Genomic DNA, 20,941 nt, shown 5'->3' on the forward strand with positions numbered 1-20,941 from the left:
TACCGATTCCGATCGACAGGTGTTCCGGCTGCTCAGCTGCGCAGCTGCGCGTTGAGCCGTGCGGCCTGTCGCGTGAGGTGGTCGCGTTCGGGGAGGCTGGACGCCGAGGCGGCAGCATCGCTGTAGAGCCGTGCCGCGGTCACCGGGTCGCCGTCACGTTCGTGCAGGTACGCCGCGACGGCGGCGTAGCGGGGCAGAGCGGGATCGAGCTCGGCCAACGCGGCCAGGCCGGCCCGCGGGCCGTCGGCCTCACCGACCGCGACGGCCCGGTTGAGGCGGGCCACCGGGCTGTCGGTGAGGCGTACCAGCTCGTCGTACCACTCGACGATCTGCACCCAGTCGGTTTCCTCGGCCGTCCGGGCATCGGCGTGCAGCGCGGCGATGGCGGCTTGGGCCTGGAACTCGCCGAGACGGTCGCGCGTGAGGGCTGCCTGGAGCACCTCGACGCCCTCGGCGATCAGGCGGGTGCTCCACAGACTGCGGTCCTGCTCGGCAAGAGGTACGAGCCTGCCGTCGGGGCCGATCCGCGCCGGGCGCCGTGCGTGGTGCAGCAGCATGAGCGCGAGCAGGCCCGCGACCTCCTCATGGTGGGTCTTGGCCGCCAGCTGGCGAGTGAGCCGGATCGCCTCGCCGGCGAGGTCGACGTCGCCGGAGTAGCCCTCGTTGAAGACCAGGTAGAGCACGCGCAGCACCGTGGCGACGTCACCGGGCTGGTTGAACCGGACGCCCGAGACGGTCCGCTTGGCCCTGCTGATCCGCTGGGCCATGGTCGCCTCCGGCACGAGGTAGGCCTGCGCGATCTGACGCGTGGTCAGGCCGCCGACCGCGCGCAGCGTGAGCGCGACGGCCGAAGCAGGTGTCAGCGACGGGTGTGCGCACAGGAAGTACAGCTGCAACGTGTCGTCCACCGCCTCACCCGGGCCGGGCACAGGCTCGGCCTCGACGAGCACCTCGCGCCGCTGCCTGGAGGTATCGGTGCGGGCAGCGTCGAGGAACTTGCGCCAGGCCACGGTGACCAACCAGCCCTTGGGATCCCGCGGTGGATCATCCGGCCACACCCGCACCGCTTCGATCATGGCGTCCTGCACGGCATCCTCGGCCGCCGCGAAGTCGGCTCCGCGACGGACGAGAATCCCGATCACCGTGGGGGTGAGGGTCCGCACCAGGGCCTCATCCACCGTCCGTCACTCCGTGATGGTCGGAGGCGCGGTCAGGAACGGGCGCAACTCGAGCCACTCGTGGATCGGTTTCCCACCCGCACCCGGAGCCGCGGACAACTCGCCGGCCAGCTCGAGCGCACGCTCGTAGGTCTCGACATCGATCACCGTCCAACCGGCGATCAGGTCCTTGGTCTCCGCGAACGGGCCGTCGGTGACGGGCGGGCGCCGCTCGCCGTCGTAGCGGACGAACGTGCCCTCCGGCGAGAGCGCCTGATGTTCGACGAACTCGCCGGTGGCCTCGAGCCGCGCGCCGAAATCTCGCATGTACTGCACGTGGGCCGAAAGCTCCTCCGGCGTCCACTGGTCCATCGGCACGTCGTTGGCCGACGCCGGCGCGCCTCGGTAGTGCTTGAGCAGCAGGTATTTGGCCATCGTGTTCTCCTCGGTTCGGTACGGCCATTCTGGCCGTGTTCATTTCGGGGACGCAGCGGCGGGCGGATTCTCGACATCCCACCGCGAAATCTTCTGGCGGACTTCGAAAACTGCGCTCAGGCGCGCTGACGCTCGTTCCGCTGCTGTACCAGCTCCTCGACCGCGCTCGGCAGTGTCGTCTCGAAGTCGATCAGCTTCGCCCACGTCGGGGTCACGACGATCCGGACCATGCCGTCGTAGAGCGAACGAACTTCCGCCTCCCAATGAACCCGTTGCTCCGGCGTCATCTCGTAGGTGCCGTTCATCTGGAGATACTCGTCCGGGATGCCATCGACGAGGTCCAGCTCGGCCCGGCCGCGGATGAGCAAGATCTTCGGCGGGTGCACTTCGGTGTCGATCGTCATGGCAACCATCGGGTTCTCGCGCAGGGCCGGGAGCTTCGGGGCGTTCTTCGAAGTGCACATGACGATCTGCGAACCATTCCAGGTGAACGCGATCGGGACATTGCGGGGTGTGCCGTCCTTGGCGACGTAGGCCAAACGGGTCAGGTCGCGAGCCAGCAGTTCTCGGCTGATCGGTCGGTTCAGAACTTCGGTGATCTCGTTCGGTTGCATGGTTATCCCTCTCATTGTCGTCTTCTCGGGCGGCCCAGCGGCCCATCGTGGCCGCTGGTTTCCCTGGGACGGAGTCGACGCCACATTCTCGACACTCGGAACCATGCTGAGTTCCAGGTCCTGGATATGCCTTCGGTGCGCCCACACGCCAAGCCGCGTGAAACCTGCACTCGCCGTTGAAGGATAGGGTGCCCCATGGCTGTTATTCACCGCACGACCATGTCGCCCAGCAAGCTCGAACTGCTTACCGCCTGGTTGCCGACTCGGCCGTGGTATCGAGACGGCGGGCTCGCGCCGCAGCTGAGCAAGGCCGGTGGCTTCCGGCTCGATGATCCGGCGGGTGCGGTCGGCATCGAATTCGTGCTCGTGCACGATGACGCTGGACCCGAACCGATCACATACCACGTGCCGTTGACCTACCGCGACGCACCACTCGACGGTGCCGATGACGCTCTCGTCGGCACCTCGATACACGGTGTGCTCGGACAGCGCTGGATCTACGACGCGACCCGGGATCCGGTGGCGATCGCTCAGATCGTCGCACTGCTGGCCGGGCAGGCGCAGCCGCAAGCGCAGGGCATGAGTGACACACCTGATCCCTCCGTTGTCTCGGTCGGCGAGTTCCCTTCCACTGCAATGCAATTCCGCTCCGCTGTTGATACACCGACCCACACCGCCATCGCCGTCGGTAGTGGTCGAAGCGTTCGGATCGAGCGGGCACTACGTCCCGAGCCCGCCACACCGGCTTCCGACCAGACGGATGCCGTCCGAGTGTCCGTGCCATGGCAGATCGGCAACGGTTCCACCGTGCGCGGTGTGGTCCTGGCGATCAGCGCATGACCGGACCCGAGCAGCGGTGGTGGTCCTGGACGGCCATACGTCCTCGACTACTCCTCGTATTCGGGCTGATCGCGCTCGCGGCCACCGCCATCGGAGTCGTGGACGCGACGCGGACGGCGGGCGACCGGTCGGCCTACGAGCGCGAAGACCATGCTCTGCACCCAGCCCGCGTCACTGATGCAATCGTCCACGGGGGTGTGACGCGATCGGCGACCTACCGACTCGAAGTCGACACCGGCATCGAGCGGCACCTCGACTTCCCTTCCGGCAACACGATCCTCGCCGCAGCGACACCCGGATCAGCTGTCGAACTGGAGATTTGGCGCGATCAAGTCGTCGCGGTGCGCTGGAACGACATCCGCGCCGAAACCGTCGACGCGCCGACGGCGGATTTCGGCACCGCGATCGGTGGCGCGCTCATCGGATTCGGCTGTGCGCTGCTCGGGTTCGGCGGTTGGCTCGTCGAGCGGAACCGTCGAGCGCGGCGGCCGATGATCGAAGCCGCGCTGGTCGCGGCGCTCTGCGAGGGATTCGTGATGATCGGCGCGGGCTGGCTGCTGCTGCGAGACCCGTTACGCGAGAACCTGCTCGCCCGACACGTGCCGCTGACGCTCGTGGCCGGGACCGTCCTCGCCTGCGGTATCGGAACGCTGGCACACCGGCGCAACGCACCACGACACGCTGAGCCGGCGTAGAAATATCGCGACCCGAAAGCAAACACCCGGTTATCCGCGTCCGGGGCCCATACTATGGAGCTATGCCCGAAAACGAGAGTGCGGGTCTTGGGGGTTCGCTTGCCGACGAGGCGCGGCTGGCGGTATTGGTCGCGGGTATCGGCTCGGTGGTTCTCGGAGTGCTGATAGCCGTGTGGCCGGACAAGACCGAGCGGATGGCGGAGTTGTTGTTCGGCCTATACCTACTATTGAGCGGTGCGATTCAGCTGATCATCGCGATAGGCGCCCGGCTCGGGGCGGCACTGCGGATGTTCGTATTCTTCAGCGGCGTCACCTCTTTGGCATTGGCCGTGATGGCGTTCCACAGCGCGAATTCGATCCTGCTGCTCGCAGTGTGGATCGGGCTCGGCTGGGCGGTGCGTGGAATCGCGCAGGCGACCGTGGCGGTTTGGGCCGACGGGTTGCCCGAGAGTGGCTGGCAAGAGATATTCGGACTGCTGACCATGATGGTGGGATTCATCATGGTCGCGCTGCCGTTCGATTCGCTGAACGTACTCGGCATGGCGGCAGGTGGCTGCGCGATCGTGATCGGCATGCTGGAGGTTCTCACGGTCGCGCGCGGACGCGGGGAGGTCGACCCGGTCGGGGCGGCCAGGCGCGTTCCGGCGGCGCCGAACTGAGCTGGCGCACATCCGAGTTGGCGTCGATCGCCCTGGCGCGATGATCATGGGACGGGTTAACTGTCGGTCATGGCACGCACCGATAGTGGTTCGGAACTGATCGTCGTCACCCACGGTGCCCGAGCGGGCATCGATCCCCATGCGGTGCGTGAGAGTCTCGCGGCACAATCGCGGCTGGTCGAGTTGCTGCCGGAAGGCGGTGCGCCGGTGCGCATCTTCGGGCCGCCCAATCGTCTGCCGCAGCGGATCGCGGGTACCGCTCGAGAGGATGTGGGCGCGGAATACTTGAACTACTTTGCCGTGCGCGGGGTCGGCGGTGAACTCGAAGCGGTCGCGGACCGACTGCGCGCAGATGACGCGGTCGAGGCGGCCTACGTCAAACCGCCCGCGGAACCGCCGATCGCGCCACCGGTCGTGCTGGCCGATATCGCGGCCCGCCGGCTCGAAGACGCGCCGCCCGTCACACCGAATTTCGAAGCCCGACAGGGCTATCTGGACGCCGCGCCGCAAGGTGTGAACGCGCGCTGGGCCTGGACCCGACCCGGCGGCCGCGGCGCGGGCGTGCGCATCGTTGATGTGGAGGGCGCCTGGCGGTTCACCCACGAAGACCTGCTGGCGAACCAGGGCGGTGTGATCGGCGGTGCCCCGTCGGCGGATGCGGGCTGGCGCAATCACGGCACCGCGGTGGCCGGGGAGATCAGCGGTGATGTGAACACCTTCGGCATCACCGGCATCGCCGCCGATGCCGCCATCCGCGCGGTCTCGGTATTCGACGCGGGCTCCGCGGCCGCCATCCGCGCCGCGGCCGACGCACTGAGCGCGGGCGACATCATCCTGCTCGAACTGCACCGGCCCGGACCCCGCAACAACTTCCAGAATCGTGAAGACCAGGCCGGATACATCGCGATCGAATGGTGGCCCGACGACTGGGCGGCCATCCGATACGCGATCGGACGTGGCGTCATCGTGGTGGGCGCGGCAGGCAACGGTTCGGAAGACCTCGACAGCGCCCTGTACGACACCCGACCCGCCGACTTCCCGACCTCGTGGCGCAACCCGTTCCGCGGCGGCGCCGCCGACTCCGGCGCCATCCTGGTCGGCGCGGGCGCCCCGCCACCCGGATTCCACGGCCGCGACCACGGACCCGCACGTTCGCGACTCGCCTTCTCCAACTACGGATCCCGCGTGGATGCCCAGGGCTGGGGCCTCGAAGTCACCACCACCGGATACGGCGACCTGCAGGGCGGCACCGACGAAGACTACTGGTACACAGACACTTTCAGCGGAACCTCCAGCGCATCCCCGATCGTCGTCGGCTCCATCGCCAGCTACCAAGGCTTGGCCTCCGCAGCCGGCGGCCGCAAGACACCGTCGGAAGTACGGGCCCGACTCCGCGCAACCGGTTCCCCCCAACTCGACGCCCCGGGCCGCCCCGTGACCCAGCGGATCGGCAACCTGCCCGACATCCAGGCCATGATCGCACCGTGAACCCGCGGCCGCGTCAGATCGACGCACGGTAAGTATCGTCCGGTCCCCGACGCGCGCCGACCGACTGGGCGCTCGCACACCTTCCGGGCCTCGCGCATAAGGACGCGCCGCGCGACACACAAGGCCTTCCGCCCGAAGGTGTGCGTCGGCGCGTGAATGTGTGTGGAACGACTTGTGGTTCGCGGCGACGCGCGGGTGGGGTGGAAACTCGCGGACAACGCTGGGTGGCTAAAGGTGAATGGCACGTTGAACTTTCAACGCGAATTCGGGACCGGTCCTGGGGCGAGCCGGACCATCGACGAGAAGCTGGTCGGGCTGCCATTCCTGCCCTGACCTGGGTAGACGCTGCGGACAGCGGTGACGGCAGATGTGCACGGGCACAATCGAAATGGGACTCACCCGCCAGCAATGGGGGGTTTCGCCGGTGTAATGCCGACAGAAAATTTCGGTAGGGTTCGGCGGCGCGGGCAGGGGCTGGGTGCTGTCGCGACCGGAGATCGATGTGACGCCGAGGAGACTGTGGTGGGTGTCGTTACTGTCCGCGAAGAGCAGGCAATTCAGCGGTTGACCGACCGCTTGGTCGACGACTACCCGGCCGACCAGGTCCAGAGCGCGGTGGGCACGGCACGGCAGCGGTTCGAAGGCCATCCGGTGCGGGAATTCGTCCCGATTCTCATCGAGCGGATCGCGCGCCGGGAACTAGCGGCATCGACAAAAGAGGCCGAGTCCGAAAGCGTTGCCGCGCAACCCAACCCGGGTCAACAGCCCGATCCGGCGCGGGGGATGAGCCGAATCGTGGCGTCCGGCGGCAAGCTGGTCGCCGACAAGCGGCTCATGGCACTCACGGCGGCGGTTGTGGTCGTCGTCCTCGCGCTGGTGATCGGCTTCGCAGTGCGACAGCCCGACCAGCCCGCTGCGGCCGGCGCGACAGCAGCGCTGACCACGGTGCACGGTGTCGTCGGCTCGGAGAAGATGGCCTTCTTCGAAGACCCGCGCGTCGTGGAAGGCTTGGCCCGCAAGGGTGTCAAGGCGGAGGTCGATCCGGCCGGATCGCGGCAGATCGCGACCTCCGTCGATCTCGGGAAGTACGACTTCGCGTTTCCGTCGAGTGCGCCTGCGGCGGAACGGATTCAGCGAGCGCGCAATATCAGCACGAAGTACACGCCGTTCTCCTCGCCCATGGCGATCGCCACCTTCCAGCCCATCGCCGATCTGCTGACCGCAGCGGGTGTGGTGCGTCCGGGGCCGGTCCCGACCTTCGATATGGCTCGGTACCTCGAACTCGTGCGCACCGATGTCGAGTGGGACAAACTCCGCGACAACACCGTGTACCCGGTGCACAAGAACATCCTGGTCTCCACGACGGACCCGCGGACCTCCAATTCCGCCGCCATGTACCTGGCCATCGCGAGCCACGTCGCCAACGACAACACCATCGTGCAGGGCCCGGCCGCCGAGCAGGCCGTGCTGCCCACGGTGTCGCGGCTGTTCGTGCGCCAGGGCTACACCGAGAACTCCACCGACGGCCCGTTCCGCGAATACCTTGCGGCGGGTATGGGCCCTACACCCATGGTCTGGATCTACGAGGCCCAGTTCGTCGAGGCGACCGTTCGCGGCCAGATCAAACCCGGCATGGTGCTGACCTACCCGTCCCCGACCGTGGTCTCCCAGCACACCCTGGTGCCCCTCACCGCGCCCGGCGATCGCATCGGCCGCCTGCTGGCCACCGACCCGGACCTGCAGCGTCTCGCCGCCGAACACGGTTTCCGCACCAGCGACCCCAGCCAATTCGCCAAGGTCACCGCCGACAACCACGTCTCGGTGCCCGCCGACGTGATCGATGTGATCGACACACCCACGATCGACACCCTCGAACACCTGATCGACAGCGTCACCAAGTCCTACAACTGAGGTCGCAGCACCGGTCTTATCCGCAGCCTCACGACCGCCGAGTGCCGTGGTGCTGAGCCGGTTTGCGCCGCCTTTCGCCAGGGCATCTACCGGCGACCCATATGTCCAGGTCATGACCGATTGCCGAGGCGTCGCGATCGGAGGATCGTGGAGCACAAAGCGGGCATATCGGATCGGGGAAGCCGAGTAGCGGGGGTCGGGGATTCGAGTAGCCGGACACTCGTGGCACGGGGATGTACTCGGGCCAGGCTAGGGGAGGGGAAGAAGAAAGGAGCGTCCTCATGAGCGGGATGTTCACCAGGACGGCGAGATATACGGCCAGATATGCGGGTCCATATCGGTCGGCGCTGACGGTCGGGACACACGGGATGGTGGTCTTCGGGACCGGCACCGACTGTTATTTCTCGCATCGGCCGATGTTCTTCTCGCCGTTCGACTTTCAGGTGCTGCTCGATATCGAGTTGGACCAGCGCGGCAGTCGGGCGCTCGGCGCCGATCGACGCGCCGGATTCCGCGGCGGCCACGCCTTCGAACCGGCGGACCTCGCACTCGCCGACCTGGATCCGCACACGGGTCATCCGCGAACCACGTTCCGGGGCAACCTTATTCGCGGTCATCTGGAGCGCGGCGGCATCGTGATCGCACGTGACGTCATGGCCACCGTGCGCAACATCGTGTCCTTCACCCAACTCGATCCGCATCCCCTGCGCACTGCGGAACTGCTGACCCATCTGTGCTTCGGCAGGGAGGGCAAAATGTATGTGGCGCACCGGATCGTGCGGCGGCCGAGCTTCGATCAAATCGTCTCCGCCCGGCTCATCCCCGGCACCGTCACCGACCTGCTCGGCGCCCCGCTGTCCGTCGATGTCACCGAGCTGGTGTTCGACCAGGCGCAGCCGATCATCCTGGGACAGCGCGATTTCGCCGGCCAGCGACTGCGGATCGGCGAAATCGCGGTGGCGGCGTTCCATGCGACCGACACCGCGGGCGGTCGGCAAGGCTTCCTCGTCGACATCGCCATCGAGCGACAGCTCTACCTGGAGGTCGCCGACCTGGTGTGATGTCAATACGCCGGAGCTAGCTGTTCGAGACGGACCCGATCGGGGCGCGAATCGGTGATGGGAGGACGACCGCTCGCGGCGCGGCCGTTACCTTCGGAACATGTCCGAACCGGTCCTGCCCGCAACCACATCACTGCGGATAGCCGAAGTCGACATACTGCGGCGATTCGCGCTTTTCGGAATCCTCATTCGTGAACGTCGCCGTTGCCACGCTGCTCTGATCGTTCGGCGGCACGGCTGACGATCCGCGACTCGGTTTCGACGGCCCGTTCGACCATTTCGTCAACGCGGTGGTGGAGGCGCTGTTCGGCGGCAGGGTCTATCTGCTGTTCGCATTCCTGTTCGGCTGTTCGTTCACCCTGCAGATCGCGGCGGCACAGCGGGCCGGGGTATCGGCGAATCCCCGACTGCTGCGGCGCTGCGCCGCACTGCTGGTGATCGGGTTGGCGCATGTCTTTCTGCTGTGGATCGGCGACATTCTTACGCTGTACGCGTTTCTGTGCCTGTTTCTGATCCTGCTGCGGTGGTTGCGGCCGCGGGCCAATGGCGCGCAGTTCGCACTCAGTCACTGGTGGTTGGGGTGCCGGTAAGAATCGTGTCACCTGGTACATGAAGCCCTTGTAAAAGCGGGTTGGTGCTGGTCGGTGCGGGCGTAGGTTGCGGCGCGTGATGAGGGAGCTGGACCAGGACGAGCTGATCGACCGGTGGACGCTGCTGGGCAAGGAACCGGAGTTGGTCGCGACGAAGAGGGGTGCGGCGAAGCTCGGGTTCGGGCTGATGCTTCGGTTCTATACCGAGCGGGGACGGTTTCCGCGCGGACGAGCCGAAATCCCGGATGCCGCAGTCGATTACATCGCACGCCAGGTGGGTGTGGAGCGGACCGAGATCGCCTTCTACGACTTCACCGGCCGTACCAGCAAGGCGCATCGGGCGCAGATCCGGGAGTCGCTGGGGTTTCGGGAATGCGGTGCGAGCGACGCCGACGAGACCGTGGCATGGCTGGTCGAGCACGTCACCCAGCGCGAGCGCAGCGGCGAACGGGTGCGCGAGCACCTGTTGGCGCGGCTGCGTGAGATGAAGATGGAGCCGCCCACAGCCGGGCGGATCGAGCGCATGCTGCGTTCGGCGCTGCACCGTGGTGAGGAGCTGCTGTCCACGCAGGTCAGTGACCGGTTGTCGGAGCCGGTCCGGGCCCGGCTGCTGGCGTTGATCGCACCGCTCGGCGGTGGCGACGAGGAAAGCTCCGACGGTGACGCCGAGGATGGGCGTGCGGTGCTGGCGGCGATCCGGTCGGACCCGGGCAACGTCAGCCTGAACACGATGCTCACCGAGATCGCCAAGCTGGAGGCGGTCCGCGCGGTCGGGGTACCGGGTGATGTGTTCGCCGATATCGGCCCGAAGATCGTGACCGGCTGGCGCGGGCGCGCGTCGGTGGAATCACCGAGCCACCTGCGCGATCATCCACTCGAAACGCAGCTGACCCTGCTGGCAGCGTTGCTGGTCTGCCGGTGCCGGGAGATCACCGACACCCTGGTCGAGTTGCTGAATTCCACGGTGCACCGGATCAATGCCCGCGCGGAGGTGCGGGTCACCAATGAGCTGATCAAGGAGTTCAAGCGGGTCACCGGCAAGGAGAACTTGCTGTTCAAGGTGGCGGAGGCGACCGTCGACGCGGGCGACAAGTTGGTGCGCGACACGGTGTTCCCGGTCGCGCCGCAGGGGGTGTTGCGGGATCTGGTGGCTGAGTTCAAATCCTCGGGGCCGACGTATCACCGCACGGTGAAGGCCACGTTGCGCTCCTCGTACACCAACCACTACCGAGCCGGGCTGATCAAACTGCTGTCGGTGCTGGAGTTCCGCAGCAACAACACCACGCACCGGCCGGTGCTGGATGCGCTCGAGCTGATCGGCCGGTACGCGGGCACGAGCTTGCGCTACTACCCGGCCGCCGAGGAGGTGCCGGTGCATCGGGGTGTGTCCGGGGACTGGGCGGAGTTAGTGCATCAAAATGACCAGCACGGCACCCGGCGAGTGGTTCGGATGGTGTACGAGATCGCTACGTTCCAGGCGTTGCGGGATCAGTTGCGGTGCAAGGAAATCTGGGTCGTCGGTGCGGAGAAGTGGCGCAACCCGGCCGAGGATCTGCCGGTCGACTTCGAGGACCGCCGCATCGAGCACTACGAGAAGCTGGGCAAACCCCTGGACCCGACCGAATTCATCACCGGGCTGCAGGAAGAGATGCGCGCCGAGCTCGAGGCCCTGCACGCCGCCTTGCCGCACTGTCCCTGGTTGGAGATCAAGGAGCGTAAGCGGGGTGCGATCAAGCTGGCACCGTTGCCGCCCGTCGCCGAACCACGCAACCTGCGGAAACTGAAAGCTCAAGTAGGGACCAGGTGGGGCGTGGTGCCGCTGATCGACATGCTGAAAGAGGCGGTGCTGCGGACCGGGTGCCTGCGGTCGGTGACCACGGTCGCCGACCGTGGCAATCTGGCTGAAGATGTTCTGGCCGAACGGCTTCTGCTGTCGATCTATGCCTACGGAACGAACACCGGGATCAAGTCGGTGGCCGGCGGCACCGACCGCCACAGCGAGGACGACATCCGCTACACCCGCCGCCGCTACCTGAACGCCGAGGCGGCGCGGCGGATCGCGATCGAGATCGCCAACGCCACCTTCGCCGCCCGCAAACCCTCGATATGGGGCGAGTCGTCGACCGCCGTCGCCAGCGACTCAACGCATTTCGGCGCCTATGACCAGAACATCTTCACCGAGCACCACTCCCGCTACGGCCGCCGCGGCGTGCTCATCTACTGGCGTGTCGAGAAGAACGGATCTGTGGTCATCCACTCCCAACTGCTCAACTGCTCGGCCTCCGAAGTCCATGCCATGGTCGAGGGCGCGATGCTCCACGGCACCGACATGGAGGTGGAATCCTCCTACGTCGACACCCACGGCCAGTCCGAAATCGGATTCCGCGTGACCAAACTCCTTGGATTCGACCTGCTTCCGCGGATCAAGCGCATCAACAAGTGCAAGTTCTACCGGCCCGCCCCCGGGGAAACCGATCTGTGGCCAGGGCTGAAACCGGCCATGACCCGACCCATCCGGTGGGAGCTGATCGCCCAGCAATACGACCAGATGATGAAGTACGCCACCGCGATCCGCACCCGCACCGCCTCCACCGAGGCGATCCTGCGCCGGTTCATGAAGGCCAACGCCGCCCACCCCACCTACCAGGCGATGATCGAACTCGGCCGCGTCCAGAAAACCATCTTCTTGTGCCGCTACCTGCGCAGTCGTGAGCTTCAACGGGATATCAACAGCGGCCTGAACGTGGTCGAGTCCTGGAACGGAGCCAACTCGGTCATCTACTACGGCAAGAGCGCCGAGATCGCGTCCAACCGCCGCGACGAGCAGGAAATGTCGGTGCTATGCCTGCGGATCTGCCAGGCCGCGCTCGTCTACGTCAACGTCTTGATGATTCAGGACATCCTCGCCGACCCCGAATGGGACGGCGTGCTCACCGCCGAGGATGAACGCGGCCTGACCCCACTGTTCTGGTCGCACGTGCTCCCGTACGGCGAGGTCAAGTTGAACATGAGCAGTCGGCTCGCCCTCAGCGGCTGATCAGCCCAGTCGGCAGTCCCATCGCCCCGCGCGTGCGTGGGGCGATGGCGTCAGGAGGTCAGCTGGAAGCGGACGAGGCGGGTTCTTGCGGCCGCGTCCCGGAGCTCTTGTTCTGTGGGCTGCCGGTCGCCGGGGAATCCGAGCATCAGGCCTTTGGCGGCCTTGGGGCCCTTGCGGTGGGCGAATTCTTTCAGGGCGGCGACGATCTCGGCGGGGTCTTCGATGATGGTGGGGACGGCTTTGTGGCTTTGGCCGCGGATGCGTAGATGGACTGTGGGTTCGCCGCGCATGTTGGTGATCCAGCCGAAGTGGTTCGACAGGGCGAGGACGGTTCCGGGATCCCAGTCGAAATAGCCGATAGGGATGATGAATTGGCGTCCGCTCTTGCGGCCGTTGTAGGTGAGCAGCATGAGTCGGCCGCTGAGCAGCTTGTGGAATGGGGATGCCAGCAGTGGGCGAATCACCTTGTTGGCGACCCGGAAAACTCGTACCGGTGGCGGGCCAGGCTGGTTCGCGGTGGCGGGGGAGCTGGGGTTGGTCATCGTTGCGTCCTGTCTCTCGTGCTCGGTGGTGTCACAGGGAGTAGGGGCCGAACCGGCCCCAGGCCACGATGGCGGCCAGGATGAGCAGCACGGCGTTGAGGCCGATGGCGCTGTACTCGCTGCGGCGGGCGTGGAATCCGGCAGCCAGAGCCATCACTATTGCCAGCCCGACGGCGGCCAGCGGGGTGAGAACGACCGTGATGCCGGTGGCGGCGGGCAGGATCAGCCCGAGCGCGCCGGCGAGTTCAGCGATACCGATGAACCGCACGGTGGCCGGAGCGAGATCCTTCACGTATGGCAGGCTTCCGGCGAGCTTCGGGATGGGCAGGGTCGACTTCGCCGAAATGGAGCGAACCTTCACCGCCGAACGCGCCGCCCACGCCCGCACCGTCGCCGAAGCCAAAGGCCGACAAGTCGGCCGCCCGAACGCCTGGCCCGACGACAAGATCGACTACGCCCGGCCGCTACGTGAACAAGGAAGCAGCCTCGGCGAGATCGCGACCAAGACCGGCATCCCCAAGACGTCCCTGCACCGCTACCTCGGCACCCCCGGGACATGATCGTCGGCTACCAAGCTTCATGTACCTGGTGACACGATTCTTACCGGCACCCTTGGTTGCGCGGTCATGCGTATGGGCCAGTCGAATGGGTGCTGCGCGCTGCGACATATCTGTCGGTTCCGGGGTGGCGGCGGTCGGAATACGTTCCGGTGCAGCGGGTTCGGCGAGGCTGAGCGTGCACTTTCGTTTCCGCCGAGCGCTACGAATAGTGCACGTTCAGCATCGTTTGAAACACCTGCGGGCCGCTGCCGCGTGGGTCAGCGATCAGCAGTCGCCGTCAGCGCCGCCAAGAGCGCATGAGCGAATTCGGTCGGAGTTTCCCGTACACCACTGTGCCCACCCGGGAACTCGACCAGCGGCCGGTCCAACTCGGACGCGAGGGTTTCGGCGGTCCGATAAGGGAGTTGACCACGGGTTTCCCGACCCGCGGCCAGGACGAGGCGGTCCACCACGGTGGTGAGTGCGGCCGTATCTGGCCGGTAATCGGTGACCGCGCGCAGTTCATGAGCGAACATCAGCGACGTGTTGCCCATGAGACGGCCGAGCATTTCGGCGGTACGGGCCGGGACCTCGGCTGCGTTGGGCAGCGGCTTGGAGGTGACGCCGACCGCCTGCATGAACCGCCCGCCCGCGACGGCGGGTCCCTGGTCCCGGGCGAGTTCTACGACCTCCTCGACCATCGCCCGGTGCACGTCCGCATCGGGCAGGACCGCGAAGCACGGCGGCTCGTGGGCAACGACCAGGCGCAGCCGTTCCGGATGGCGAGCGAGCAGGTCTAGTGCAACGACCGCGCCGCCGCTGACACCGGCGACGTAGGCGAATTCGCCTGCGGGCGTGAGGTGTTCGAGCAGCCGGTACGCGTCGTCGCTGAGCACATCCATCCGCTGATCCACGGGTTCGGGAGCGTCCAGAACGCTGCGTGAGTACCCGCGCGGGTCGGCGGCCACAACCGTGAAGTGCTCGGCGAGGGCATCGGCGATCGGGTCGAAGATCCCGGCGTCGCCGCCGCTGCCCGGCAGCAGGAGCAGCACCGGGCCGGTGCCGCGCACCTCGAAATACAGGGTGGCGCCGGGCACTTGCAGGGTTTCGGATCTCACTGCGATTTCGCTTTCTCGTCGGTCGGCCAGTGGGTGAGGGTGATGTGCAGGGCGTCGACAATGCGGTCCCAGGAGGCGGCGGTGGAGCGGGCGTGGCCGAAACCGCCGCTCGCCTCCAGGTTGGCATAACCGTGAAAAGTGCTGCGCAACAGGCGAACCGCGTCGGTGATATCGGGTTCGTCGAGGCCATAGGCACGCAGCATCCCGTAGGTCAGATCGATGGCTCGCCAACCGCCGCTCCAATCTGCGGCAACGGCGGGGTCCATCGGCATCTGGGTGGCGGCATAGCGGCCGGGATGCTCCAGGGCATAGCGGCGCCATTCGTCGGCAAATGCCGCGAGCGCATCCCGTCCGGCGCGCCCGGCCACTGCCGCGGCGATGCGGTCGGTCTTCTCGTCACTTGCCAGCATGGCCACCCGGTTGCGCAGTTGTTCGAGGTTCTTGATGTGCGAGTACAGGCTCGCGTCCTTGACACCGAACTTCCTGGCCAGCGCGGCGACGGTGATGTTGTCGAAACCGACCTCATCGGCGAGCTCCGCCGCCGCCAATGTGATCCGCTCGGCGGTCAACCCGGCCCGTGGCGACATCGCACCTCCTCACCTGAGCTAGGGTACCTAGTTTATATCCTAATTATAATAGGTTTTGCAAGGGTGTTGGGGTGCCGGTAGCAGGTGGAAGGCCGATGCCGATGTGGTCCGGAGGGAACAGCCGAGCAGGTTGACATTGATCGAGATGATCTGGTCGGGCGCACCGGGCGCGGGATCGTCGGCCTGTGCCGGCTGCTCCGGCCATGGCGGCGGCCAGGGCGAAGGCGAATGACACCGACTTCGACGGATCGCACTCGTTCGCGCTGGGTGGCGCGGTTGCGGGGTGGTGATGCCGGTGTGTGGCGGTGTCGGTCGTGCCGCACCGGCGGACCGCCGCACAGATATTATCGGTATGTTTCGTCTATAGGTAATTCTGATCTGATCTACCTATTTTAATTACCGATTGAACGCTCGTGATGACGCGAGTATCTTTGCCGAATCGAGATGACTCTCCTGCGGTGACATTCATTTGTACCCGCATGGAATAATTCGGATGAGGTCGGGTAATGAATGTCATCGCACTGGTCTGCTGTGCTCTGTGGGCTCCGAGTAGAATAGGCAGACCTTCGTGAATGCGCTCCGGGAACGGTCGGCTCGCACGGTTGCGGTTATCGGCGCCGGGATGATCGGGACATCGGTGGGCCTCGCCTTACGTAGGCGTGGCGTATTCACTTATTTGCATGATCGAGATCCCGTGGTTGCCGCGGCGGCGGGCGCGCTCGGGGCAGGTGTGGCGTGGTTGCCCGAGCCCGCCGTCGATCTGGTGGTGATCGCTGTCCCCCGGAGGGAATCGCCACGGTTCTCGCCAAATGCCAGGCCCGCGGGCTGGGCCGTTTCTATACCGATGTCGGCAGCGTGAAGGCCGCTCCGCTGGCCGAGGCGAAGGCGATCGGCTGCGATCTCACCTCCTATGCCGGCGGGCATCCGATGGCCGGCAGCGAACGATCCGGGCCGCACGCCGCTTCGGCGCAGCTGTTCGACGGCCGGGTCTGGGCGCTTACCCCGCTGGCCGAAATATGTTCGGACGCAATCGAAGCCGTGGTCGAGTTCGTCGGTTCGACCGGTGCACGTCCGGTGATGATGGCGCACGACGAGCACGACCGGATCGTGGCGCGCACCTCCCACGCGCCGCATCTGGTCGCGGCCGCGCTGGCCGCGACTCTGGCCGACGCCGATGATCCGACATTGCGTTTGTGTGGCGCGGGTCTTCGAGATGCCACGCGAATCGCCGCGGGCGACGCGGGGCTGTGGACCGACATCTTGCGGGCGAACGCGACCGAAATCGCCAAGGTGCTGGCGGAGGTTGCCAGCGATTTGACAACGGCCGCGGCCGCGCTGTGCGCGGAATCCGGCGAGCTGACCGAATTGCTGGAACGCGGAAATGCTGGGCGGGCTCTTTTGGCCGAGCAGGGTGGTGCGCGGTGACCGGCCTGGAAAATCGCGCGACGACCACATTTCGGCAGGTAGCGCCGGTAAACACTTACGCGCTACTTTCCTGTGCAATGGGCCCCAGTCTTTTCGGAACGGCATTTCTGGCCATCCAATCCCTGCCCGACGCGCCGCTGTGGAACGCGGTGCTCCGCATATTGCCTGCTGGGCTCGTATTGATCGCACTGCGGCCCGCACGCCCCGAGGGAATTTGGTGGGCGCGCGCCACGCTGCTAGGCATATTGAATTTCGGCGGCTTTTTCGGTCTGCAAGCGGTCGCCGCGCACCGAATACCCGGTGCGGTCGTCTCGACGATTTCCGCGGCGCAGTGCATTGTCGTTCCGCTGGTGGTGATGATGACCGGCCAACGGTTGACACCGCGTCAGTTCTGGGCGCCACTGCTGGGCCTGTTCGGAGTCGGGCTCGTCGTGCTGCGCGGCACAGCTCGACTGGACCTGATCGGTGTCGGTGCGGCGGCCGCGTTGGCACTGCTGTCGGGCGTTGGGATGGTGCTCACCCGGCGCTGGGGCGTACCGCCGTCGACACCGCCGCTGAGCGCGATCGCGTGGCAGATGCTGGCGGGCGGGCTGGTGCTGCTGCCGCTTGCCACTCTGCTCGAGGGGGAACCACCCAGCCTGAGCTGGTACCAACTCGTGGCGACCGGATGGCTGGCGCTGGCGGCGACCGCGGCGGCTTTCGCGCTGTTCTTCGGCGGCCTGCTGCGCGGTGTCGAGGCGACCGCCGGTTCTCGGCTCATGCTGCTCGGTCCGGTCGTCGCGGTGATACTCGGCTGGACCTTCGCGGGTCAAAGCCTGACGATTGTGCAGCTCGGCGGGATATCTCTGGTGCTCGCCGCACAATTCGGCGGCTTCGAGCACGATGCCGGTGAACATGCGTGGCCCCGAATGGCATGGACGTTCATGGCACAGTGGGCCCGCCGATGAGTCAGATTCCGCAGGTCCTGGGCGCGCTTCTGTTGCTCGCGGCCTTTGTCGCCGCTCAGGCGGGTCTGGTCGATGACACGAAGATCTCCTACCTCGCGTGCAACGCGGTCGGCAGCGGCATCCTCGCCGTCATCGCCTATACCGACCGGAATTGGGGCTTTCTCCTACTCGAAGGCACATGGGCCCTGGTATCGGCAATCTCGCTGGGACAACAAGGTTTCCGCGCGCGAGCAGCGCACTCGAACATGACCGCCGACGACGGCGTGCCGGCCGAATTTCCTGGCGAGTCGTCTATACAGCCGGGCCGGTCGGTCACCCTCATCGGCGACGAGCTGAGTAACCCGCACCGCCTCATCCGGTTGTTGCGCAACTCCTACGCGACCTCGCAGGGGCGACAGTGGCTGCAACCGCACGTTATCTGGTGGTCACTGACCTTCCTGCGGGACAACGGGATTCGGGCGGACTTCGACACGCTGACATCACCCGGATTGCGCCGCAAGATCATCGAGATGCCGCTTCCGGTCGGTCACGGCCCGGTTGAGCCGGAGGGGCATGTTCGACAGAATTTCGATCTGTGGTGGTCGATTCTGATCGACATCGCTCGAACGGTCTACACGCCGCGGTGGCGACGCGTGCTTTCCGGGCGCGCCGCCGGCCTGCCGAATTACGCCGAACTTCGAAGCCGCACAACACGGCTGGGCATACAGCCGTGGATGTCCAGCGCCACCTACGAGGAATTATCGGCGATCGCCCATTCGTTGGCGGTGATCGACGAATACAGTCGCCGCGGCCGGGTCGGCTCGGACGAGATCATGACCGAGGTGCTGCTGCCGGAGCTCCTGCTGGCCGAGATGCAATGGCTGAAACTGCCGAACGGGCGTCCCGTCACTGGCGGTCGACCCAGCGTGGACATCGTGCTGCTGCGGCGATACGCCACTGTCGCGAGACGATGGGCCGACGACCGCTACCTGGATCCGTACGATCACATGTACCTCCGCGCAGGAGATATCCTCGACCATCTCGCGCGCGATCGCACATCGCCGAGCACCGTCGGTTCGATTCTGCATATGTACGACACCATCTGCCGGGCCGACGGCGCGCCGCTCGCCGCTGATCGACTCCAGTCGAGCTCATCGCTGATGACCGCGCGAACATCGTCTCGGTCGGATCGGTGACGTAGTCGACCGATGTGTGCTCGCAGATGAAGTGCTCTACTGACCGAGCCGGGCGGGCGGCTTCCCGCTGTACGGCGCGACCGCCCATCCGCCTGGCATGAACTATCGACCGCCGAACAGGTGTGGCCATGCTCGCGGCCGCGAGCCGACATCATCACCTTCGTTCCCGACGACCGGCGGGTCGAGGTCACCGACGCGGCCGCCCGTCGACCGAAACGCGCACAGCGCAAGGTGACACCGCGGTGACCATCGGATTCGCGCGGACGGCCACCAGTGACCCGGCTATGCACACCAGCTCGCTCTAACGAGGTCTTCGCCTACCGATGTTGTGCACCTACCTATCCGGTCATGCTTATTCGATCTGTCCGAGCTTGGGAGCGTGGGGTGAGTCGATCGCTGTGGGCCGATCTGCAAGTGCTGCGCGCCAGGGGGACCGCGTTCGAAGAGATCGGCGATGAGGTCCAGCAAGTGATGCAACGGTTGGACGCTGTCCTGTCCGAGGAGGGGCAGTGGTGGGGTGACGACGAAGCAGGGGCGGCGTTCGAGAAGACCTACCAGCCGGATGCGCGGCAGGCGATTGCGGCCCTCCGCGATATAGCGCGGGCGTTGCGCGGTTTCGGCGGGCAGGTGACCGCCGTCGCGGGCTCGCTGGAGGCGGCCGACCAGGCTGCGGGCGACTCCGTCACCGCTGCGGCCGCCGAACCGGTTCCGCGGGTGTCCGAAGATCAGATGGTGCCCGAGGCCGATCAGAAATCGGCCGCCGCCGCACCTCGAGAGTCACCCGCCGGAACGCCTCGGGAATCGGCCGCCGGAGCACCTCGGGAATCGGCCGCCGCAGGACCACGGCCGATCGCTGCGGATTCGGGTTCCGCGCCGTCGGCGCGAGGTGTTCGTGCGCACACGGAACCGAATGCGCACGAGGCCGCTGGTGGTCAAGAGGGTGTGCGGCCGTCAGGTACCGATCCGTCCGTTGGCGCTGGTCCGCAGCCGGATTCTCCTGACTCCGCAGCCGGTGTCGGCCGTGACGAAGGAGGCGGGGGACAGCGGTGGCCGGAGCCTGCCGATGCTTCCGCGCGCGGCGTTCCGGATGCCGGTCGAATTGTTCGCCCAGACGCGCCGACGACGGTACCGCCCGCGCGCGAGCCGTTGCCGCGCGCCGCTGTCCGGTCGGGCTCGACCGGTACGGGACCGCCCGCGGTGAGCGCACCCGGGGATCGGAAGCCGTCGGCCACGCCCTGGCAGGGCAGTGGCAACCCGCCTGGTCGATCGTCTCCGGTCGCGGGGCCCGCCCGCGCGCGCGACGGGAAGCCGACGCCGGACAAGAAATCCGCGACTGTTCGACCGCACAGTCCGGGCGAGCGGCCCGCCGTGGTTGCCGGTCCGGCGGCTCGACCGGGGAATGCGATCGCGCGACTAGCTCGCGCGCTGGCCGAGCGACACGGCGTCGAGGTGTCCGGTTTCGAGGCCACCGATCTCGACGCGACCGTGGTGGCGGAGTTTCTCGCGGCAACCGATGACGTGCTCACCAGGCATCGAGTGATCGATGTCCGCGCCATCGCGATCGCGGCTGTCGCCGAGGGCGGGGTCGTCCGCGTTGGTAGAACGGAGGCTGGCGATGCGGACTCGTGGTCGGTCACTCTCGATGGTGGGTCGGCCGCTGATCCCGGGCGGCTCGACGAGATCCTGCGCGACCGGCGTCGGCCGGGTGCCGCTGTCGCGCAGGCGGATACGCGACCCGTGTACGCGGCGACGGTTCGGGAATTCGGTCGCGCCTTCGACCTCGCCGGCGGCGGGCAGTCACGGCGCCGAGCGCAGCGAATCTTGATCGAGGAGTATTTGCGCGGCGACAGGGGGTACCGCGATGCCGGTCTTGCTCGCGTGGTGGCCGGTTACAAGCGCTGGCGTGATCAGTTGAGCGGTGCGAGTTTCGACAAGGGGCGGTTCGACGCGGGCGAAGCGCTGGCCGATGCTTTCACCGACGTGATGCTCAACGGGGACAAAGCCACCGAACCGGCGAAGACACTATGCGGCCTGCTCACCGACACCGCCGCAGCCCGGGGCGGTATGCGCGAGCCGTGATCGGTTGGGACAGAAACAATCTGGAGCTCTGAGGGGCTGTTG

20 protein-coding genes and 1 pseudogene are annotated in these 20,941 nt (G+C 66.6%); 14 read left to right on the top strand and 7 right to left on the bottom strand.

The window, feature by feature from the left end; all coding sequences use genetic code 11:
• Positions 1-32: 32 nt before the first annotated feature.
• The 3 genes from ACZ60G_RS11330 to ACZ60G_RS11340 form a co-directional block, all read right to left on the bottom strand.
• Positions 33-1,178 carry an RNA polymerase sigma factor gene (locus ACZ60G_RS11330; protein WP_465809440.1) on the bottom strand — a complete coding sequence of 382 codons (1,146 nt, stop codon included), beginning with the start codon at positions 1,176-1,178 and terminating at the stop codon, positions 33-35.
• Positions 1,179-1,184: 6 nt separating this feature from the next.
• The gene (locus ACZ60G_RS11335) at positions 1,185-1,592 is read right to left on the bottom strand and encodes a YciI family protein (protein WP_465809442.1); all 408 of its coding nucleotides are present in this window, start codon (positions 1,590-1,592) and stop codon (positions 1,185-1,187) included.
• Positions 1,593-1,708: 116 nt separating this feature from the next.
• A complete protein-coding gene (locus tag ACZ60G_RS11340) occupies positions 1,709-2,206 on the bottom strand; it encodes a pyridoxamine 5'-phosphate oxidase family protein (RefSeq protein ID WP_465809444.1) in 498 nt (165 codons plus the stop codon).
• 195 nt (positions 2,207-2,401) lie between these two features.
• Here ACZ60G_RS11340 and ACZ60G_RS11345 point away from each other — a divergent pair, with 195 nt between their 5' ends.
• The 8 genes from ACZ60G_RS11345 to ACZ60G_RS11380 all read left to right on the top strand — a co-directional run bounded on the left by ACZ60G_RS11345 (position 2,402) and on the right by ACZ60G_RS11380 (position 12,487).
• Entirely contained in the window at positions 2,402-3,046 is a 645-nt protein-coding gene (locus tag ACZ60G_RS11345; RefSeq protein ID WP_465809446.1) for a maltokinase N-terminal cap-like domain-containing protein, read from the top strand.
• Positions 3,043-3,741, top strand: a complete 699-nt coding sequence (locus tag ACZ60G_RS11350) for a hypothetical protein (protein WP_465809448.1) — start codon at positions 3,043-3,045, stop codon at positions 3,739-3,741. Before ACZ60G_RS11345 ends, ACZ60G_RS11350 begins: the two co-directional genes overlap by 4 nt.
• Positions 3,742-3,803: 62 nt before the next feature.
• Positions 3,804-4,400 carry a DUF308 domain-containing protein gene (locus ACZ60G_RS11355; RefSeq protein WP_465809450.1) on the top strand — a complete coding sequence of 199 codons (597 nt, stop codon included), beginning with the start codon at positions 3,804-3,806 and terminating at the stop codon, positions 4,398-4,400.
• A 69-nt stretch (positions 4,401-4,469) separates the two neighbouring features.
• The gene (locus tag ACZ60G_RS11360) at positions 4,470-5,888 is read left to right on the top strand and encodes a S8 family serine peptidase (protein WP_465809451.1); all 1,419 of its coding nucleotides are present in this window, start codon (positions 4,470-4,472) and stop codon (positions 5,886-5,888) included.
• 522 nt (positions 5,889-6,410) lie between these two features.
• Positions 6,411-7,799: a three-helix bundle dimerization domain-containing protein gene (locus ACZ60G_RS11365; RefSeq protein WP_465809453.1), complete on the top strand. Its 1,389-nt coding sequence runs from the start codon at positions 6,411-6,413 to the stop codon at positions 7,797-7,799.
• Positions 7,800-8,080: 281 nt separating this feature from the next.
• Entirely contained in the window at positions 8,081-8,860 is a 780-nt protein-coding gene (locus ACZ60G_RS11370; RefSeq protein WP_465809455.1) for a hypothetical protein, read from the top strand.
• A 290-nt stretch (positions 8,861-9,150) separates the two neighbouring features.
• Entirely contained in the window at positions 9,151-9,450 is a 300-nt protein-coding gene (locus ACZ60G_RS11375) for a hypothetical protein (protein ID WP_465809456.1), read from the top strand.
• A gap of 76 nt (positions 9,451-9,526) precedes the next feature.
• Entirely contained in the window at positions 9,527-12,487 is a 2,961-nt protein-coding gene (locus ACZ60G_RS11380; protein ID WP_465809458.1) for a Tn3 family transposase, read from the top strand.
• A 50-nt stretch (positions 12,488-12,537) separates the two neighbouring features.
• Here ACZ60G_RS11380 and ACZ60G_RS11385 read toward each other — a convergent pair whose 3' ends face one another.
• Both ACZ60G_RS11385 and ACZ60G_RS11390 read right to left on the bottom strand, forming a co-directional pair.
• Positions 12,538-13,029 carry a nitroreductase/quinone reductase family protein gene (locus ACZ60G_RS11385; RefSeq protein ID WP_465809460.1) on the bottom strand — a complete coding sequence of 164 codons (492 nt, stop codon included), beginning with the start codon at positions 13,027-13,029 and terminating at the stop codon, positions 12,538-12,540.
• A gap of 31 nt (positions 13,030-13,060) precedes the next feature.
• Positions 13,061-13,321 (bottom strand): DoxX family protein, encoded by a 261-nt coding sequence (locus ACZ60G_RS11390; RefSeq protein WP_465809462.1) that lies wholly within the window; start codon positions 13,319-13,321, stop codon positions 13,061-13,063.
• 28 nt (positions 13,322-13,349) lie between these two features.
• On the opposite strand from ACZ60G_RS11390, the gene ACZ60G_RS11395 reads away from it, so the two are divergent.
• Entirely contained in the window at positions 13,350-13,589 is a 240-nt protein-coding gene (locus ACZ60G_RS11395) for a helix-turn-helix domain-containing protein (protein ID WP_465809464.1), read from the top strand.
• A gap of 53 nt (positions 13,590-13,642) precedes the next feature.
• Positions 13,643-13,762 (top strand): annotated as a pseudogene (locus ACZ60G_RS11400) (DUF418 domain-containing protein); the annotation flags it as partial.
• Positions 13,763-13,846: 84 nt separating this feature from the next.
• On the opposite strand, the gene ACZ60G_RS11405 reads toward ACZ60G_RS11400, so the two are convergent.
• Both ACZ60G_RS11405 and ACZ60G_RS11410 read right to left on the bottom strand, forming a co-directional pair.
• Complete coding sequence (locus ACZ60G_RS11405) at positions 13,847-14,686, bottom strand: alpha/beta fold hydrolase (RefSeq protein ID WP_465809466.1); 840 nt, start codon at positions 14,684-14,686, stop codon at positions 13,847-13,849.
• Entirely contained in the window at positions 14,683-15,273 is a 591-nt protein-coding gene (locus tag ACZ60G_RS11410) for a TetR/AcrR family transcriptional regulator (RefSeq protein ID WP_387283548.1), read from the bottom strand. Before ACZ60G_RS11410 ends, ACZ60G_RS11405 begins: the two co-directional genes overlap by 4 nt.
• Before the next feature lie 735 nt (positions 15,274-16,008).
• On the opposite strand from ACZ60G_RS11410, the gene ACZ60G_RS11415 reads away from it, so the two are divergent.
• From ACZ60G_RS11415 to ACZ60G_RS11430, 4 genes are all read left to right on the top strand, one after another.
• Positions 16,009-16,698, top strand: coding sequence for a prephenate dehydrogenase/arogenate dehydrogenase family protein (locus ACZ60G_RS11415; protein WP_465809468.1), 690 nt, complete (start codon positions 16,009-16,011; stop codon positions 16,696-16,698).
• Positions 16,699-16,775: 77 nt separating this feature from the next.
• Positions 16,776-17,645: an EamA family transporter gene (locus tag ACZ60G_RS11420; RefSeq protein ID WP_465809470.1), complete on the top strand. Its 870-nt coding sequence runs from the start codon at positions 16,776-16,778 to the stop codon at positions 17,643-17,645.
• Positions 17,642-18,820 (top strand): CBU_0592 family membrane protein, encoded by a 1,179-nt coding sequence (locus ACZ60G_RS11425; RefSeq protein ID WP_465809472.1) that lies wholly within the window; start codon positions 17,642-17,644, stop codon positions 18,818-18,820. The genes ACZ60G_RS11420 and ACZ60G_RS11425 overlap by 4 nt, the downstream gene beginning before the upstream one ends.
• Positions 18,821-19,204: 384 nt before the next feature.
• Positions 19,205-20,899, top strand: coding sequence for a WXG100 family type VII secretion target (locus ACZ60G_RS11430; protein ID WP_465809474.1), 1,695 nt, complete (start codon positions 19,205-19,207; stop codon positions 20,897-20,899).
• The last annotated feature ends 42 nt before the right edge of the window (positions 20,900-20,941 follow it).

The organism is Nocardia sp. NPDC102475 (assembly GCF_055584605.1).

Coding starts and splice junctions, on each gene's coding strand:
- ACZ60G_RS11335 (WP_465809442.1), bottom strand. CDS start 1,592: ATGGCCAAATACCTGCTGCTCAAGCACTACCGAGGCGCGCCGGCGTCG.
- ACZ60G_RS11340 (WP_465809444.1), bottom strand. CDS start 2,206: ATGCAACCGAACGAGATCACCGAAGTTCTGAACCGACCGATCAGCCGA.
- ACZ60G_RS11345 (WP_465809446.1), top strand. CDS start 2,402: ATGGCTGTTATTCACCGCACGACCATGTCGCCCAGCAAGCTCGAACTG.
- ACZ60G_RS11350 (WP_465809448.1), top strand. CDS start 3,043: ATGACCGGACCCGAGCAGCGGTGGTGGTCCTGGACGGCCATACGTCCT.
- ACZ60G_RS11355 (WP_465809450.1), top strand. CDS start 3,804: ATGCCCGAAAACGAGAGTGCGGGTCTTGGGGGTTCGCTTGCCGACGAG.
- ACZ60G_RS11360 (WP_465809451.1), top strand. CDS start 4,470: ATGGCACGCACCGATAGTGGTTCGGAACTGATCGTCGTCACCCACGGT.
- ACZ60G_RS11370 (WP_465809455.1), top strand. CDS start 8,081: ATGAGCGGGATGTTCACCAGGACGGCGAGATATACGGCCAGATATGCG.
- ACZ60G_RS11385 (WP_465809460.1), bottom strand. CDS start 13,029: ATGACCAACCCCAGCTCCCCCGCCACCGCGAACCAGCCTGGCCCGCCA.
- ACZ60G_RS11395 (WP_465809464.1), top strand. CDS start 13,350: ATGGGCAGGGTCGACTTCGCCGAAATGGAGCGAACCTTCACCGCCGAA.
- ACZ60G_RS11410 (WP_387283548.1), bottom strand. CDS start 15,273: ATGTCGCCACGGGCCGGGTTGACCGCCGAGCGGATCACATTGGCGGCG.
- ACZ60G_RS11420 (WP_465809470.1), top strand. CDS start 16,776: ATGGGCCCCAGTCTTTTCGGAACGGCATTTCTGGCCATCCAATCCCTG.
- ACZ60G_RS11425 (WP_465809472.1), top strand. CDS start 17,642: ATGAGTCAGATTCCGCAGGTCCTGGGCGCGCTTCTGTTGCTCGCGGCC.